This is a genomic window from Hymenobacter sp. YC55 (genome assembly GCF_029433095.1).
GTDB lineage: Bacteria > Bacteroidota > Bacteroidia > Cytophagales > Hymenobacteraceae > Hymenobacter.
Genome location: NZ_JARNTX010000001.1, coordinates 1,175,476 through 1,191,231, shown reverse-complemented (window position 1 = coordinate 1,191,231; position 15,756 = coordinate 1,175,476). Strand labels below are relative to the sequence as shown.

Below are 15,756 nucleotides of genomic sequence, written 5' to 3'. Positions count from 1 at the left end.
TTTTTTTTGTCACAAAATCAGCACTCGCCCTTATATGGGTGTGAGCACGAAGAGCAAAACCCCGAAGCGTTATGCAGTAAAGTTAGACCAGGCCGATCCGGCCAAAGGATATCAGCTGGTTTCGCTGGTAGCCAAGCCCGCTATTGAGCAGGGCTGGGTAGCGTTGGCCGCCGCGGAAGACACAACGGCCAAACGCGTCCACTTGTCCACAGAGCCCGCAAAGCAGGTGCTCACCGGCCCCGTTCTGATTCCAGATCAGAACATATACCGCAATGATCCCGAGCCGCACTACATCTTCTTCTCCGCTGAGGAGATTGAAAAGATTGCCCATAAGCTCATGCTGGAGGGCCGCACTACGCAGACCAATGAGGACCACACAACGGAGCTTTCCGGCAACGTGGTTCGGGAGCTGTGGATAGTGCTGGACTCGGAAAAGGACAAAGCGGCTGCACTCGGTCTCGATATGCCAGTGGGTACGCTCATGATGAGTTTGCACGTGCCGGATACTGACTACTGGGAAAAAGAAGTGGTCAGCGGCAACAAGACGGGCTTCTCGATTGAGGGGCTTTTCGATTTCTCAGAGGTCAAACTTTCAGCCGAGGCTAGCCCGGCACCTTCTAAAAAAATGGATTTCAAAAGTATTTGGGCACGGCTCTCAATAGTTGCCAAAGGGGCCAACGTAAAACTCGCAGAGGTAGAATTAGCTGATGGCCGTTTGGTCGATGTCGCGGAGGATGGCACTGTGAAGCTGCTCAACGATGAAGGTGAAGCCGGAGACGCGTTACCCGATGGTGACTATGACTTAAAGGAAGGGGGCAAACTCTCTGTCGAGGGTGGGAAGAAAAAGGCGGAGAGTGCCCCCGCTCCTAAAGAAGAGGAGAAGTTGGATGAGGAGAAGCCAGAGGATAAGCCTGACACTCTCGCAGCGGCTAAAGAAGCACTAGCTGGTGTTGCTGAGGAGACGGATGCCGCCAAGCTGACTGCTCAGATCAAGAAGGCTCTTGCTGCCTTAGGTGTGACTGAGCTGAGCGCGGCTGTGAAGCTGGAAGCGGTGGCCATGGCTGATGGCAGCACCTTCAATCTTAACCCCATCACTCGCCTGGTGACGGACTCAACCGGTCAGGTAGTAGGTACGGGCGCTTATGCCTGTGCTGATGGCTCCTACTTCAAAATCAACTTGGATCAGTACTGCTACCAGATTGATAAGGACACTTACGAACGCAGCCTGAAGCTTGAAGCTGTCGAGAAAGAATTGGCTGATGCCAAGCTTGAACTCAGCACCCAACCTGCTACTGGCAAGCTGAAGCTTGGCGGTGAGGAGGAGTCAAAGCCTATGACGCCTGCTCAATTGCGCTTGGCACGCGCTGAAGCTACTCGCTAAACCGGCAAGCCGCCACCTCAATAAATTATTTCACTTTTTTTATAACTGCCTACAATAATGGCTTTTACCTACACTCCTTTTAAGCACACTGGTAAACACGCTTCGGAGATCTTCTCGGAAGTAGTTGAGGAGGCGGCTACCACGGCGCAAAACCTGATCACCTTTTACGATAACGTAAAGGACGAAATCAACCTGACCACCTTCTCGGGTGAACCAGAGTTCGACGCGTATCAGGAGAAGATCCGGGAAGCTGACCTGGACAACTACGCTACCGAGTTGGAGGCGTCTGATTACACCATGGTACCAAAGAAGATGCAATCCATCATCCTTTTCGAGATGGATAAGCTTCGTGGTACTCGCTTTGGCGAAAGCATGAAAGCCGGCGCGAACAACATCCAGTCGACCACTTTCGAGTCAGCAGCCCGCACGCACTTGACTCCTCGCTATGCTCTGGCATTCGAGAAAAAAATCTGGTGTTCTATCACTCCTGCTACCAAAACCCTGATTGCAAACAGCAATACAGCTACGGTTTCGCAGAAGGCTTGGGCCGCTGCTCAGACCACGAGCGCGAAAAACGTGGTAGATGGCTTGATCGCTAAGGCCATTTTGGCTGGTATTAAGCCTTTGTCGGCAACGACCATCACGAGCACCAACCTCAAAGACCAATACGAGAAGCTGTTCGTTGAACTGCCTTCCGCTGTTTTGGGCAAGAAAGAGTGCTTGGTGTACGCTCCGCATTCGCACAAGCTGATGATTGATATTTTCAATACCAATCAGACGTACCGCGACATTTTTAAAGTGAGCGGTGATGTTTACACATTCCACGGCAAGCGGATTGCATTCGTTTCGCTGCCTGAAAACAGCTTGGTATCGGGCCTCGGTCCTGAGTTCGGTGCGGCTACGGATCTGCTCTCAGACTCCGTAAGCTTCGAAATCGGCAAGGTGAATAACGTTGGTGACCAGATGTTCAGCAAGCTCACTTGCTCGCTGGATACTGGCATTGTGGTTCCATCGCAGAAGGTGCTTTACATCTAAGATGAGCCGGAATCAAAAACCAATAACGGAGGCTGCCAAAGTGGTAGCCTCTGTTCTGGCACCCTCCGTCCCGGTTACAGTGGCCACGATGGCAGAAGCTGGTTTTCCGGAGGTGCTGACTGAGCAAGAGTCAGAGCCGGATACCACGCCGCCAACGCCGCCCGCTTCTGACGCGGAAGATCTGCCAGTGAGCATAGATCTGGAGCTATTCGCTCAGCACATGGAAGCGCTGCCAGTAGAACTCTTCGAAAAGGCTCTAGAGGTGATGCTGGCAGAGGCACACATCCGGAACCTGATTGGTGAGATGGAGCCCTTGGCGCTGGCCACTGAGCAGGAAGATGAGCCGGTAGCGGATGAGCACGCTTCAGTACGCGAGCTGCTGACCCGTCACGGCCTGAAGCAGGCTTGGCAGGATGAGGCGGGCAACTACCACTTCGACGAAAAGGCCGCGCAAGCTGCCCAGGCTACCACCGTTATAACCGCACAGGTTTAAATGAAACTTTCAAAATCGCATAAGCGCGTAGCACGCTATTCCCAGGGTGGCCTATCGCTGCTCATTGCCCTGAGCACTCTTAATGCTGCGGGCCTCAGTAACCTCATCATCACGCGCGTTCCTGATCCGGAAGATGCAGATGAGGAAATTATCTCGGATATCAAGTTGCGGGCTGGTGCTACCATCCACCGCTACGAATTCGAGGAAGATCAAGCCTACTACTCGGACAGCACCCAGTTCGGCAACAACATCTACCCTAAGCACATGCTGGGCGTGAAGTTCGCTGGCAAGACGGTGGGCTTAAACAGGCTGTCGAAAGTTGCCGACCTGACCCGCGTTACCGGTATTTGCAAAACCCGCATGGGTGAAGTGGTCATTGTTGGGGCTGACAACGGCCTTAAGAATGAGCAAAACAACTCGGGTTCGGGCTCTGCTGGTGGCGACTTCAACGGCTTTGACATGGTAATGGGTGGCGCGGAAAGCCGCAAAGCGGAGTTGGTGCCACTGCCTGTTTTCGAAGCCTTGCTTGCCCAGATCGACGGGGCTGCGGCTCCTGCGGCTCCAGCTGGCGGCGGCGCTTAATCGAGTCCCGCCGTGCTCTACTCACTACTAGGCACGCAACAGGTGGCGATTGGGGGCGTGAAAACGCTCTTGGTCGCCCCTTTTGCTAGCGGCTTATTTGCCTACGCGGATCAGGATATGTCCCTAATCAACAGCTTCAGCGGCCTGAGCGGCTGGCAGCGCTTTGAATGTGGAGACGCTTCCGAGTTCGGGGAAGGCTACAACCCAACGAAAAACGGTGATCAGTATAGCCAGGCAGTTTCCGTGCTGGTACCCGCCCTGAGCAAGGAGCGCCGGTCTGTGCTGCAGGCCTTGCTTAAGGAACCGGTGTTGTGCCTGGTGCTCGACTACAACGGCAACTGGTGGCTATACGGTCAGGACAGGGGCTTACGGGTTCCTAAAGCGCAAAACAAGGGCGGTGCCTACCGGGGAGAATCCAGCTTCTCCTTCAGCCTGGAAGGCATTCAGGATGAGGCCGCGCGCGTAGTGCTCCGCTCCTTCATCAATCTCATTTTCAACAACACGACACCGGTAGTTCAGCCCGGTGGTGGTGTGGTCATTACGCCGCCGGCGCCGTTCGGTGGCTTCGCTTACAAACTACCTGCCCCTCTCGGCATCCGATAACTTATGGAGTCTTCGTCTATTCAAATCCAGCTAGCGGCTATTGAGGTTCCCGAACCGAAGAAGGATGATACCGCCGGCGTCATCTATTGGGGTGCCAAGCACTCCTTTATGCCGACGCTCTTGGATCTGATTCGGCATAGCCCTACGGCAGCGGCCATGACGCGCCGCCGGGCGTTGTTCGTTGCCGGGTCAGGCTTCACCACGGATGCCGACTTGTACCCGGTGCTGGCAGCGTTTCTTAAGAACGTGGCCAGCACTGGCAAGTACCGCACCGCTAATAAGCTGCTTCGCCAAATCAGCAAGGATGAATCTAAGATTCAGGCCTGGGCCATGCAGGTGGTGTGGAGCAAGGATGGCAAGTACATTACGGAGCTGTACCCGCAGAAGGTGAAGACGGTGGCTCCCGGCCCGATGAATGAGGAAGAGGAAGTGGAGTACTACATGCTCTGCCGGGACTGGAGCAAGCAAGACAAGTTTCCACCCCAACGGATTGCGGCCTTCAATCCGCGGACCGCAAAGCAGGATAAGGTGCAGCTCTACTTCTGGTTTGCCGAGGACTCGGATACTGAGTACTTCCCGGAGCTGGAACTAGCACCAGTGCTCAACTACATGAAGATTGAGGGCCGGTTAAGCAAGTACCATGACAACCGGGTTGCCACTCGCTTTGGCATTGATACTATTATCACCATTCAAAAGGGGCCGGTGGATGAGCAGGATCCAACGGATGCCACGAAGACTATTTCAGCTAAAAGCCAGCGGGATAAATTCACCGAGGGCATAAAGCAGAAGTTTCAGGGAGAAGACGCGGAAAGCATCTTCTTCATTTGGGGTGATGGCTCGACAGACTCAGCCGATAAGATGGCGAAGGTCCAGAGCGTAACCACCGTTACAGCCGAAACCTTCAAGTCTGTTGCCGAGGAAGCGCAGCAAGCTATTATGTCCGTTGGCGGCGTTACCAGCCCCGCCGTTATCGGCTTGCCTGGTTCCGGCTCCTTAGGTGGCAACGCCTCAGAGATTCGGGAAGCTTATGAGATGTACTTCAATTCGGTGTGCAAACCGGTGCAAGTGTCTATTCTGGAAGCTTTCTATGATGATATCCTGCCTTACGTGAAAGGCATGGAGGATCTGCCTGGCTTAGATGAGGATGAGCCCGCCTTGGATATCATCACCAATCTACCGGTGAAGTTTATGTTCTCTGAATCCACGCTGGAGAACATCCTGGATGATGATGAGCTAAGGAGCATGATCAACTATGGCCCGGCTAAAACGCCGGAGGATGATCCGAACCAGAAGCCTCAGCTCACTGAAGCTCAAGCCGCGCTTAGTGGTTCGGTTGGTGGGCAAAGCTCTATTGATGCCATGCTTTCGCTGTTGGCCCAGAAGCTCACCACGCGGGAAAGTTGCGTTTCCCGCCTGAAGATCTTCTATGGTATGACGGAAGAGGAAGCCCAGGGCATTGTACCGCAGCCTAGCACGGAAACAGTAGAAGTAGCGCCAGGCACTATCAAGTGATAACGCTACTAAAAAGGGCTGAAACCTTAGAAAAGCGGAAGGATAAAGTTCGCTTGCTGAAGCTGGCAGCTTATTCAGAAAGGTTGCTGCTCTACTACCTCAACCAAGTGCCGTGCGTGTTTGCCTTTCGGCTAGCCGACACCAAAGAAAACCGCGCAAGAGGCCGCGTAGGGCAGCTTTCCGGATTCCGAACGGGGGTGCGAAATCCGAATTTCATTCCGAGCACTCAGCGGGCCAAAAGCAAAAGCGCTGGTAAGACCCGCTACTATGATCAGGGCCGCCAGAGCTGGCGCAGCTGGCGGCCGGGCTTGCTGGTTTCGGTCACTGCCTTTTGGAGTGAAGAGCTGCAAGCCTTTGTCGATACGCCGCAGGAAGCCGGCATTCTAGCCGGCAAGGAATTCGAAGCTAAACCAGCCAAGGAACCTAAACAGGACGCCAAGCGTGCCGAGCGTGCCGCCAAACGAGAAGCGGCAAAACGGGAGCGAGAGAAGATCAGGAAACGCCTTAAAAAGAAATAATTATGAGTGAATTAAAACATCTTATTACGGCGGAAGAAATTCCTGATCGGACCGTAGCTCAGCCTAATGCTGATCTGCATAAGCTCAGCCTCGCTATCCCGCTAGCGGAACGCAAACACCTCAAGAAGCTCCTAGGGCCGGCGCTATTTGCCGAGCTACTGCTGAGCGTGCAAACGGCAACCACTGATGATGAGCCCCTAGCGCGCCTCGCCAACTTGGATGAGCTGAAAGATATGCTCTGCCAGTGGGCATTGGTCGAGGCCTGGCCTAACTTGCAGGTACACGTAGCCGAGGCGGGCATAGTGGTAAAGAACGGGAAGGAGGTCAGCACCAGTGCTGATGAGAAGTTGGCTCAGAAGACGCTTGATAGCCATATCAGTACCGCCAACTTCTACTCCTCGGAGCTTACGGCTTGGATGGTAGAGCATAAGGCGGATTATCCATCTTACGCCCCGCCACTAGCCGCGGCCCTGTCTACAATGCCGGTTGGGGGTATTGACCTCGACTAATGCGCGCCTTCTCGCAATCCTTCGTACTTCTGATTACTAGCCCGCGCAGCCTAGACGTGCTCAGTACTGGCTTCAATCTTTCGCCCTGGGCCCTTATTGTTCGGACCTATCTATTTGATGACTGGCAGTTTTTAGGCTTTCTGCTTACGCTTATAGTAGTCGATACAGTAACCGGAGTTATCCGCTCTTGGCAGAGAAGCCAGATCAGTAGCCGGGGCTTCAGCCGCTTCTTTACGAAGGTGCTGGTTTACTTATCCTTGTTGGTGCTGGCGCACGTGATGACGAGCTTCACCATAAAAGGCAAAGTAAACGTGCTCTTCCAGTGGTTCGACACCTTTGTATACTGTGTAATGATGGCTCGGGAAGCGCTAAGCGTGCTGGAAAACCTGGCTACCATGGCTCCCGAGCTAGTACCTAAAAAGCTAATCAAGCGCCTGGCGCTTTTCAGTGAGGATCCGGAAGCCGCCTTACCGGTGATAGCGCCAGAACCGGAGCCGCAACCCGCGCCGGTACCTGAGCCGGAAGCAGTAGAGCAGCAATTAGCCCCGACCGGATAAGGTCGGGGTCTTTTTTTGTCACAGAATCAGAGCTGAGCCTTTCTAGGTAAACAACCTAAGGTTAAGCCCATGAAAATTGAAGTACGGCGGCGGAAAAGCACCGACGCCAGCACCCTCTCTGAGTGGTTTGTAGATGGGGTTTTTGAGTGTTACGGCATTGAAGATGTAGTGCGGCCCGCCGGCGTCAAGATCCATGGCAAGACAGCCATTCCCCCTGGTGAATACCAGGTAGAAGTAACCTTCAGCAACCGCTTTCAGAAGCCGTTGCCCCTACTCGTAAACGTGCCGGGCTTCGAAGGCGTGCGCATTCACCCGGGAAACACCGCAGCTGATACTGAAGGCTGCTTACTGCCTGGCACTGGTGCCGGCCGGGACGTGGTGACCAATTCCCGAGTAGCCTTTGACAAGCTGTTTCGCAAGATCCAGGCGGCGAAAGGACGGATATCCATCCTTATCAAATAAGCTAATTCTTAAATCCAAATAGAAGACATGAGATCTTTTCGAGGAATTTGGGCGCTTGCCCTATTATGTGTGGGTGGTTTGGTGGGGAGCGGTGGCTGTGGGTGCGCGGCTATGCGCCAGGTTGATGATGGCTTTCCGAGTAGGAGTTGGCCCGCGCCTTATCAAGCGCGGTTAGACTCCGCTAGCAAGGCGGTGAAGGATTCCGCCGGTATAACAAAAAGCACGACGCCAAGCCCGGCGGTAGCTGCACAAATAGCGCCTTCGCCGCCGGCTGTTAAGAAGGGCCTCTTCGCTTCTGTTTTTAATAAGAACAGTAAGCAAACCAAGTACAAGAACAGCACAGTCATCTATCAGACTGGCAGCAGCAATACCGCTAGCACCAGTGCTGACGAGCTGAAGCTGAAAGGCGCCAGCTCCTATGCTCAGGACTCGGGAAGTGTAACCACGGCAACCAAGGGTGCTTCGGTAGCAGTTGGCCCGGGAGCTAAGGCAAGTGCAAGTGTCGAGCAAGCCGGCTGGCCATGGTGGTTGGTAGTGGTTGGCCTGGTGGGTGGGCTCTGGGCCGGCGCGAAATTCAATTCCCGGCTTCGCTGGCTTCCGTTCTTAGCCGTGCTCCTCATGCTGAGCATGAGCCGGGCCTGGGCTCAGGGGCCGCAACTCTTCGTACATAAAACGAGATTCGACTACGGTAGCGCCAAACAAACAGAGCGCTATCAAGCAAAGCAACGCCGCATAGCCAAGCGCAAGGCCAAACAGGAAATGGATAAGCTGGAAGCAGAGTATTGGGCCGGCCAAAAGGAACTCGCTCGGAATCGAAAGAAGCAGGCCAAACGCTTGAAGCGGGACCATCCATAGTTTCACCAGAGTTCTAATAGATATAAATTAAAAAAGGCTTCAAATTCGAAGCCTTTTTTTTGTCCTACACTAAGTAGAATTTTTACTGAAGCCCTTCATAGGAAGCAGTGAACAAGCCCTGCAACATGGTTTTGATTTGGCGGATCTTGTGCCCTACGGTGCGGTAGTTCTTGCCCGTCAGTTGCTCGATATCCCGGTAGCTCTGGCCATTGACGTGTAGCTGAAATAGCGCTACATCCGCCGGCGTGCAACGCTCACTTAATTCGTAGTTGATTTGATCCGCTAAATGGGCGCGGGAATCATAATCAATCACGTGCTCTTCCTCCAGCTCCATCTCACTTGCCCGCAAGGGCTTCAAGCGCTTAGCGGCTTGCTTCTGCTCCTGACGCAAATTCTTGATTACACGCCAGATATAAAACTGGTAGCCTTCCCCGTAAAATCCATGCGCTTGAATTGTCTCATGCGCCCGCAATACCGCTTCCTGAAATAGCTCTCGGCCTGCTTCATCGTCGCCTCCGCTTATTCCGCGGGCGAATTTCAGTAACGTAGCACGGTGTAGCTCAGCAGCTTTCAGGCAGGCGGTAGCTTGATCTTCGAAGGTGAGGCTGGGAGAAATCATATTCGAAGCTACCGAGCTGCCGAGCTGATTTCTGTGCTATGTGCGATTTGGTTGTAACCGAAACTCGGTTATTTACGTCGTTTCGCACGTTTGTTGATAAGAGCCTAACCAATCTATATATAGTATAAGATGTTAGTTGAAGCAGCGCTAAAAGTAGGTGTATATCTTTTCGCAGACATCCATAGGGGGTACTAGGTTCAATATGAATGCGGTCTTATTTAGTGCACAATGATAAGAATTAGTGTCGCCGGAAGTACTGTACAAAGAGCCGTTCACTTATTTGATACAAGGCATATGCTACACACGTCACTAGTGGTAAAGCCAGCCAATAATAGCGGGCATAGATGAGGGTTTGCCCGGTCAGAAATACCAACCCTGCGTAGCATAGAATTAGCAGGGGAAAGTGATATAGGTAGAGCGAAAAGCTAAAAATACCAACTTCGTGGAAAGCCTTAAGGAGTAGAGTTTTCGATGACACTCTTTTGGTTAATAAAGCACTCATACACCCTACAGCGAGTAGGGCAGCTACTGCCCCAGAGAGGTTTTGACGATGGAGAAGAGCAAGCCCTAAAACGAGTGCAAATAGGATAGTGATGGTACCTGCTAGTGCCCACTTTGGAATTCGCTGAGCAACTTCAAGCCAACGCGTGTTTGTGCATACATCATAAAAAGCGACGCCTAAAGCAAAATATCCGTTATAGGTGAATAAATACGACTGTAGGAAATGATTAGTCGGGGCAAGCTCCAGAATACCTACAAGAAAGGCTATTAGAGAGATAATATAGTACAGGCGAACATTATAAAAGGCTAGTGGCACCAGTAAATAGAAGATTGCTTCTGGCAGTAAAGACCAATACACATTATTGTAGCCGATGTGTAAGTTTTGCAGTGGGCGAAAGGTGAGCGCTCGTATGAAGGAGGCTGAGTCTATTTGCCGTAACTCCTGCATGGCCAGCGCTAAAGACCGATTAAGCTCTCTATCGGAACCAGCCACAAAGGCTTTTGGCGCTAATTGATGAGCTAGTAGTAGGCATCCTACCGCTAGGAAGCAGGCGACTACAAAGGGCGGGTATATACGTTTGACTCGGTTGAGATAAAAACTATGCGCAGTGCCCTGTTTTTTTAACTCAGCATGGCGGATAAAAAAGCCGGACAACACAAAGAAAAAGACTACCATCTCATAACCTGCCCCACTCAACATATCGAGTGCGAAGGCTAGGTACTCAAGCAAACCCCATTGAGCGCGAGGGTGAGCAAGCAAATATTGCTGGCCACCGCACCAGAGGATGAATTTGGCATGATACACAACCACGTAAAATGCACAAAATCCGCGTAGACATTGAACATCGTCTAATTCTGAATAGCTAAGTAATTTAAAAGGATGGCTAGAATATGAAGTTTTGACTGTTGAAGTAGAATACATAGAGAAAAGCAAAATAGGTCAAGGAGCCGAAATATAAGCCAGTTTATTAAGTAGCATTCTGCAAAAGCATAGACGAGGCAACCTCTGGCAGTGGTATAACCTGAATACGGCGTAGTGCAAAACTCAAAATATATTCACTAAGTACTTCTTAGTTAAAGCAGCGCCGAAAGCAATCATGCAATTCGTCATAAATATCCATGGGTGTGCTCGGCTCGATATGGATACGGGCTTTGTTGGGGGCAAGCTCCAGCGAGTAGCTGGTATCAATGCTGCTGGCCTGCTCTTCGAAGTAGAGGCGGTGCCGCTCGGCTACTTGCTGCACACAGTCGGCAAAGGCTTGTTGGCGAGAAATAGAGTCGAGGTCAAAAGATTCAGGCGCTTGATTAATCATATTTTATCTCATGCAAGTACAAAATAGTTTTAGCTAGTAGTTGAGTAGAGAACTCATTTAAACTTTTAAATGCTTTTCATCTGATGGTGAACACAACAACTTCTTTGGGTACGTGGCCAGCAAGTTTGGCTAGTACGGCAATAGCGGAGGCAAAGGATTTGCGGGCACTCTTCATTCCCTCGTTAGGCCGGGTGGGGTTGCGGTAGTCTAGATATTCATTGTCTTGAAGCCGATACCCGAGCGAGTTAGGCTGGTGATCCATCCAATGACAGGCCTGCCATTCCTTAACGGAGGCGGGAGCCCCTCGCCAGATGAGCCGGTAGCCTGGCAGCATACGCACTTGCTGTAGAAATATGGCCAACGTTTCCTCGACTTGCGGGCCGGCCACTACGATGCGCCCATTTAAATAAACTAGGGCCAAATCCGGTAGCCGCTCCACGTGTTCAGCAAATGTTTTACCTATGTTTTACCAACATCAAACAAAAACGCCTCCTACAGGGTGTAAGAGGCGTTTTCATAGGTTTTCTAGTGGGCCCAACTGGGCTCTTCGTTTTTACTGCAAACGCCTGACGAATAACGCATTACTACTAGGCTCGAAACGTGGGGTATGGTTTTGGGCAGGAATCCGCTTTTTAGTGCACGCGCACCGGTCTGCCCCGCTCTCCTCGCTTGGGGGCTCCCGTCGGTTCGGGACGGCCCGTTTCCGCCTCGCCAAAGAGCACCCACAGCACGTCCGCCTCGGGGTGGAAGGAGCGGAGTTGGTAGAGCTGCTTGATGTTGCAGTGGTAGCGGCCGATCTCGATCTGGCCGAACGTGTTGGGATGCACGTCCAACTGCTCGGCCAGCTCGCGGTAGGTGGCGAAGCTGCCGGCCTGCTGGAGGCGGTCTAGTTCGGCCAGGAAACGCAGATCCATCGCGGTAATGGAGAAGTCAGGGAGTGCCATATCAAGCGACATATTAAGAGCGGAGTAAGCGAGCTTTCTGCTGTAAGAATTCTTCGTTGGTCAACTCCCCCGCATTGCGCAGGGAGCGGAGTTTGTCTAGCTCATCAGCGATGGAGGGAGCGGCTGGGGCAGGAGCTGGGGACGGGGATTGGACAACCACCTTTTGAATGGGAGCATCATTGCTCAGTGCCCAGATGAGGGCCGCGATCCAGCCCAGGATTGTCCAGCCCAAGAGCAGGTTTAGGACGAGGATGGACGTGGCGTTGCGCTTGCCCTTAGCGACAATGGCTGGGATAAAATAAAGTAGTCCCATGATCACTAAAGCCGCTCCTCCCGCGACTTCATTGCCCATGATGAGGAATAAGGAACCGAATAAAGAATTGCTCATAGGGGAAAGAATTAATTGATTAAACCCTGGCTTTCTAATTTCTTTTTAAAGTCTAGTAACTCTTGAATTGCTTCTCCCTGACGGGCCAATTCTACATTCACATCAAATCGGGGATTTACAAATTGCCTAGACAGTTTGCCCACTGCCACCCAGACTTCCCGGATTTGCTGTCCATCAATGAATTGAATAGGGAATGCGGCATTGTCGGAATGGAGAGCTAATTCCCCCCGCTCATTTAATCTATTGTTTACTCGCTTGACGAGGACGTTCTCCTCGGTCACGACGACATGGACATACATGTCCCTGATGTCTCTGTCCCATCGCTCCACGTAGCGACAAATCACCCAGTCCCCATCATAGAGCGTGCTCTGCATGGATTCTCCACTCACCTGGAAGGCTCTGAAGCTTCCATTCATATAGGCTGCGTCAGGGAGACGAAAGGAAGGGAGCTTCTCAATAAACTCATGGTTTAGGAATCCCCCCGAGGCATAGCCAGCCGCGGCCCTGACCGAGACTAATTCAATATTCTCCTCATTGTCTGGTCCTACTTGGACAGCCAGAATGCGTGGCTCAGCCCCCTTGTAGGGTGCTTGCTCTTCCTTGACCATACTCTTAGGGAGATGATGCTCTACGTCGGTCATAGGCTCTTCTCCGAGTAGGAGCCAACGCATCCGTAATTGCGGATACGCATTGGCGATTTTTTTCAGCATCTCTAGTCCGGGTTTATTCTCCCGCTTACCAAAGAGGTCACTTACCATCCCAGTCGAGAGACCGGTTTCCTGCGCGAAGCGCCGCTGTACACCACCGGCGTACTGGTCGATTAGCGTCTTAATCCGCTGATTAATTGAGTCTTGGGTTTCGGACACGGATTAATTGAAAAAATATATGCGCAGTAACGTTTGGAATGTTCGCTATTGCGCATACCTTTGAAACAACAATAACAACAACAACAGCCGCAATATACGACTTACCGGAAACTGCCTATGGAAACCACCGTCCCCACGATGCGCCAACTGATGCCTGAAGGATATATCGCTGAGCTGGCTGTCCGGACCGGCATGAGCAATCCTTCCAACATCGTCCAACTGGTCAAGCGTGAGCAAACCACAAGCAAGCACTGGCCAGCAGTAAAAAAATTAGCTCTGGAGACGAACCCAGAAGGTCTCTCCCAGTGGGAGGCAGCTCACCTTCCCCAGCAGCAGGCTGCATAACTAAGCTTACCCACTTCTGGCATCCGCCCTACCAGTGACCAAATCCAAGACAATGGGATATCGCCTCAATCCTCGCAACATTCTCGGTACCGCTGCTGATGGCTCGGTGCTGTATGCTACCCGCCCTGCCAAGCCAAAGGCCACTATTACAGGCGAGTTGGTCCACTACAATGACTTCTGGATTGGCTTTTTAACTCCGCTTCCAGACCGCGGGTGCTGGATGATTGAGCAGCCGAGCGAGATGGGCGGCGCAGGCGAGGTGGTGTGTGGCAAGAAGGAAGCAGTAGCACGCTTGGTTGAACTCTACTGGCAATGGGCCAACGAATAATGGCAAGGACGGAAGGAAGTGGTTGGGGAGCGGGGCCTCTGCTCTACCAAATCTGCCCACAATGCGGCAAGAAGAAGTGCTACTATGACCCTATGCCTTTAATGCATATGCGGCACTACATGCCTTTTCGATGCACTGCCTGCAAACAACGCAACGACTCACCGGCCCTGCTCAAATACATGACAGCTAAAGCCGCATCTCAAAATTAAAAATATTACCCAAGGCGGCGGCCACCGCCTTTTTATACACCACACCTTTTTCTCTTACCCATTTTCCTCATGAAAATCTCAACCTCCACTCCGCTCTATAAGCTCGCCACTCCGGAAGGAACGCAGTTTATATCGCAGCCCTGCCTAGGCGATCAAATCGCGGTGAGCAGCAAGGCTGGTCATTTCAGCATGCCGCAGCCCATCATTGGCTGGGCCCGTGGCACCGACTCTGAATTAAGTCTCTACACCGCAGGACGCGACAGCAGCCTGTTCCGTCTCGCCCTTGAAGAAGGATGCGAGGACGAAGTCTTCTTCTCGGGAAAAGTACCCGATACCCTCTGCGAGTACCGCCTCGATGAGTACGCCCCTGGCGCGTTGCTCTACTTCCCCGTGCCGTTGGCCATGCCGGCTTTAATGAATGTTTCACGCATGCAAATCGCGGCCTAGCATGAAGAAGCCCTATTTCACCGTCGACAAGTACACCCACCGTGCTTACCTCCAAGATGGGCGGGTGGTTGAGATAGATAAGATTGTCCACCAGAACTGGCCCATCATCCAGATTAAACCTGCCTTCATGGTCTCATCAGCATGTGCTGATGAGACTTATGTCGGACAGGAAGAATTCACGGCAGCCTACAATGCTCTGCTTTCCTCTGTGCAGGAGGTAGGAACGATTCTAGGTATCGCCAACAGCGTTGCCCCATCCCCTTCCACCCCAAAGCGCGCCTCTTCTCGCCATGCCCGCACTGCAAGCCAAACGCTCTCATAGGGTCTCTCCCGGTTTTCCCTCGACAGTTGAGCCAACCGACTTATGCAAGCAAACAACGTCCCTGCCGGCCAGCCCCTGCTGTGCCCTGCCTGCTTCCAGGAACTTCGACCTCCCCGCCCTAGCGGGTACTACGAGCGCTTAGTAGCGCTGACTGCAGCCACGGCACTCCTGCTGGCGATAGCCTTTTAAAACAAGCGAGCCGCAAGCGCGGCCACGCTTACGGCTCTCCTCTTAACCATCAACCTCCTCAAAATCGGCTGATCGTATGGCAAATATAACACAATCAACTAAACCCGTTTTCAATCTCACCGAGCAGGCGCAGTGCCTGCACCGTGAGATTCGAATGCGCTACGCCGTCTACCCAGGACGGGTGCTTAACAGCAAAATGAGCCAGGACGAGATGGACCGCGAGATCGGCACGATGCAGGCCGCAGCGGATTCCCTCGAGAAAATGGCCAAGAACGGCCTGTTCCGCGACTCGTGGAATATCATGGCTGCTAGCCGCTCCCTTAGCAGTCAGGACTTAGTCGCCCAACTGGTTCAGACCCAGAACAAGGCAAACGGTCTAGCGGAAGCAGGTGAGCTGGTGCAGGCCTACCAGGAGGCTGTCAAGTTAGCTGGGTACACGCTCCGGTTAGCGGAGTTAATCAAAGAGATCCATGAACGCACTTCGGGTGAGAATCATGATTTCTCGGCATCTACTACTGCCACAGCCGTCCCAATGCCTCGGGTACCTATTCCAGCAGGTATTGCCGCAAAGGACCTAGGCCCGAACTACGCTAGCCCAGAGCTTCGGCAAGAAATACTCGACCTACTGGGTCATCCCGCCATTGATCGTCAGGAGAAGACCAAACAACTCCTCAACATCAATCGCCGCACCACGAAGCAGGCAGAGGAAGCTATCCAACGCTTGAAGTACATCATCTCGGAGAAAGAGGGTCCTATTGAATACCGCAAAGCATCCTGA

The 15,756-nt window shown here is 52.5% G+C and carries 23 protein-coding genes; 16 read left to right on the top strand and 7 right to left on the bottom strand.

Features of this window, described 5'->3' with window-relative positions; all coding sequences use genetic code 11:
- Positions 1-34: 34 nt before the first annotated feature.
- The 11 genes from P1X16_RS05175 to P1X16_RS05125 all read left to right on the top strand — a co-directional run bounded on the left by P1X16_RS05175 (position 35) and on the right by P1X16_RS05125 (position 8,507).
- On the top strand, positions 35-1,381 hold the full coding sequence (locus P1X16_RS05175; protein ID WP_277226790.1) for an XkdF-like putative serine protease domain-containing protein: 1,347 nt from the start codon (positions 35-37) through the stop codon (positions 1,379-1,381).
- Between the two features lie 57 nt (positions 1,382-1,438).
- Entirely contained in the window at positions 1,439-2,416 is a 978-nt protein-coding gene (locus P1X16_RS05170) for a hypothetical protein (RefSeq protein ID WP_277226789.1), read from the top strand.
- 1 nt (position 2,417) lies between these two features.
- On the top strand, positions 2,418-2,909 hold the full coding sequence (locus tag P1X16_RS05165; protein ID WP_277226788.1) for a hypothetical protein: 492 nt from the start codon (positions 2,418-2,420) through the stop codon (positions 2,907-2,909).
- On the top strand, positions 2,910-3,491 hold the full coding sequence (locus tag P1X16_RS05160) for a hypothetical protein (RefSeq protein WP_277226787.1): 582 nt from the start codon (positions 2,910-2,912) through the stop codon (positions 3,489-3,491).
- Positions 3,492-3,503: 12 nt separating this feature from the next.
- Positions 3,504-4,094 (top strand): hypothetical protein, encoded by a 591-nt coding sequence (locus P1X16_RS05155; RefSeq protein ID WP_277226786.1) that lies wholly within the window; start codon positions 3,504-3,506, stop codon positions 4,092-4,094.
- 3 nt (positions 4,095-4,097) lie between these two features.
- Positions 4,098-5,606: a hypothetical protein gene (locus P1X16_RS05150; RefSeq protein ID WP_277226785.1), complete on the top strand. Its 1,509-nt coding sequence runs from the start codon at positions 4,098-4,100 to the stop codon at positions 5,604-5,606.
- Positions 5,607-5,689: 83 nt separating this feature from the next.
- Positions 5,690-6,124 carry a hypothetical protein gene (locus tag P1X16_RS05145; protein WP_277226784.1) on the top strand — a complete coding sequence of 145 codons (435 nt, stop codon included), beginning with the start codon at positions 5,690-5,692 and terminating at the stop codon, positions 6,122-6,124.
- Between the two features lie 2 nt (positions 6,125-6,126).
- On the top strand, positions 6,127-6,633 hold the full coding sequence (locus tag P1X16_RS05140; RefSeq protein ID WP_277226783.1) for a hypothetical protein: 507 nt from the start codon (positions 6,127-6,129) through the stop codon (positions 6,631-6,633).
- Complete coding sequence (locus P1X16_RS05135; RefSeq protein WP_277226782.1) at positions 6,633-7,190, top strand: bacteriophage holin; 558 nt, start codon at positions 6,633-6,635, stop codon at positions 7,188-7,190. Before P1X16_RS05140 ends, P1X16_RS05135 begins: the two co-directional genes overlap by 1 nt.
- Positions 7,191-7,259: 69 nt before the next feature.
- A complete protein-coding gene (locus tag P1X16_RS05130; protein WP_277226781.1) occupies positions 7,260-7,652 on the top strand; it encodes a DUF5675 family protein in 393 nt (130 codons plus the stop codon).
- Between the two features lie 27 nt (positions 7,653-7,679).
- Complete coding sequence (locus tag P1X16_RS05125) at positions 7,680-8,507, top strand: hypothetical protein (RefSeq protein WP_277226780.1); 828 nt, start codon at positions 7,680-7,682, stop codon at positions 8,505-8,507.
- A gap of 82 nt (positions 8,508-8,589) precedes the next feature.
- Here the strand turns inward: P1X16_RS05125 and P1X16_RS05120 are convergent, their stop codons facing one another.
- The 7 genes from P1X16_RS05120 to P1X16_RS05090 form a co-directional block, all read right to left on the bottom strand.
- Complete coding sequence (locus P1X16_RS05120; RefSeq protein ID WP_277226779.1) at positions 8,590-9,126, bottom strand: hypothetical protein; 537 nt, start codon at positions 9,124-9,126, stop codon at positions 8,590-8,592.
- A gap of 238 nt (positions 9,127-9,364) precedes the next feature.
- Positions 9,365-10,549, bottom strand: a complete 1,185-nt coding sequence (locus P1X16_RS05115; protein ID WP_277226778.1) for an acyltransferase — start codon at positions 10,547-10,549, stop codon at positions 9,365-9,367.
- 148 nt (positions 10,550-10,697) lie between these two features.
- Positions 10,698-10,940 carry a hypothetical protein gene (locus P1X16_RS05110; protein WP_277226777.1) on the bottom strand — a complete coding sequence of 81 codons (243 nt, stop codon included), beginning with the start codon at positions 10,938-10,940 and terminating at the stop codon, positions 10,698-10,700.
- Positions 10,941-11,016: 76 nt separating this feature from the next.
- Positions 11,017-11,361 (bottom strand): hypothetical protein, encoded by a 345-nt coding sequence (locus P1X16_RS05105; protein WP_277226776.1) that lies wholly within the window; start codon positions 11,359-11,361, stop codon positions 11,017-11,019.
- A gap of 211 nt (positions 11,362-11,572) precedes the next feature.
- Positions 11,573-11,884, bottom strand: coding sequence for a helix-turn-helix transcriptional regulator (locus P1X16_RS05100; RefSeq protein ID WP_277226775.1), 312 nt, complete (start codon positions 11,882-11,884; stop codon positions 11,573-11,575).
- A gap of 13 nt (positions 11,885-11,897) precedes the next feature.
- Positions 11,898-12,197, bottom strand: a complete 300-nt coding sequence (locus tag P1X16_RS05095; RefSeq protein WP_277226774.1) for a superinfection immunity protein — start codon at positions 12,195-12,197, stop codon at positions 11,898-11,900.
- 86 nt (positions 12,198-12,283) lie between these two features.
- On the bottom strand, positions 12,284-13,138 hold the full coding sequence (locus P1X16_RS05090) for a LexA family transcriptional regulator (protein WP_277226773.1): 855 nt from the start codon (positions 13,136-13,138) through the stop codon (positions 12,284-12,286).
- 117 nt (positions 13,139-13,255) lie between these two features.
- On the opposite strand from P1X16_RS05090, the gene P1X16_RS05085 reads away from it, so the two are divergent.
- The 5 genes from P1X16_RS05085 to P1X16_RS05065 all read left to right on the top strand — a co-directional run bounded on the left by P1X16_RS05085 (position 13,256) and on the right by P1X16_RS05065 (position 15,756).
- Positions 13,256-13,483, top strand: a complete 228-nt coding sequence (locus tag P1X16_RS05085; RefSeq protein WP_277226772.1) for a hypothetical protein — start codon at positions 13,256-13,258, stop codon at positions 13,481-13,483.
- A gap of 52 nt (positions 13,484-13,535) precedes the next feature.
- Complete coding sequence (locus tag P1X16_RS05080) at positions 13,536-13,811, top strand: hypothetical protein (protein ID WP_277226771.1); 276 nt, start codon at positions 13,536-13,538, stop codon at positions 13,809-13,811.
- A gap of 278 nt (positions 13,812-14,089) precedes the next feature.
- Positions 14,090-14,467, top strand: a complete 378-nt coding sequence (locus P1X16_RS05075; protein ID WP_277226770.1) for a hypothetical protein — start codon at positions 14,090-14,092, stop codon at positions 14,465-14,467.
- A gap of 1 nt (position 14,468) precedes the next feature.
- Positions 14,469-14,789, top strand: a complete 321-nt coding sequence (locus P1X16_RS05070; protein WP_277226769.1) for a hypothetical protein — start codon at positions 14,469-14,471, stop codon at positions 14,787-14,789.
- 265 nt (positions 14,790-15,054) lie between these two features.
- On the top strand, positions 15,055-15,756 hold the full coding sequence (locus tag P1X16_RS05065; protein ID WP_277226768.1) for a hypothetical protein: 702 nt from the start codon (positions 15,055-15,057) through the stop codon (positions 15,754-15,756).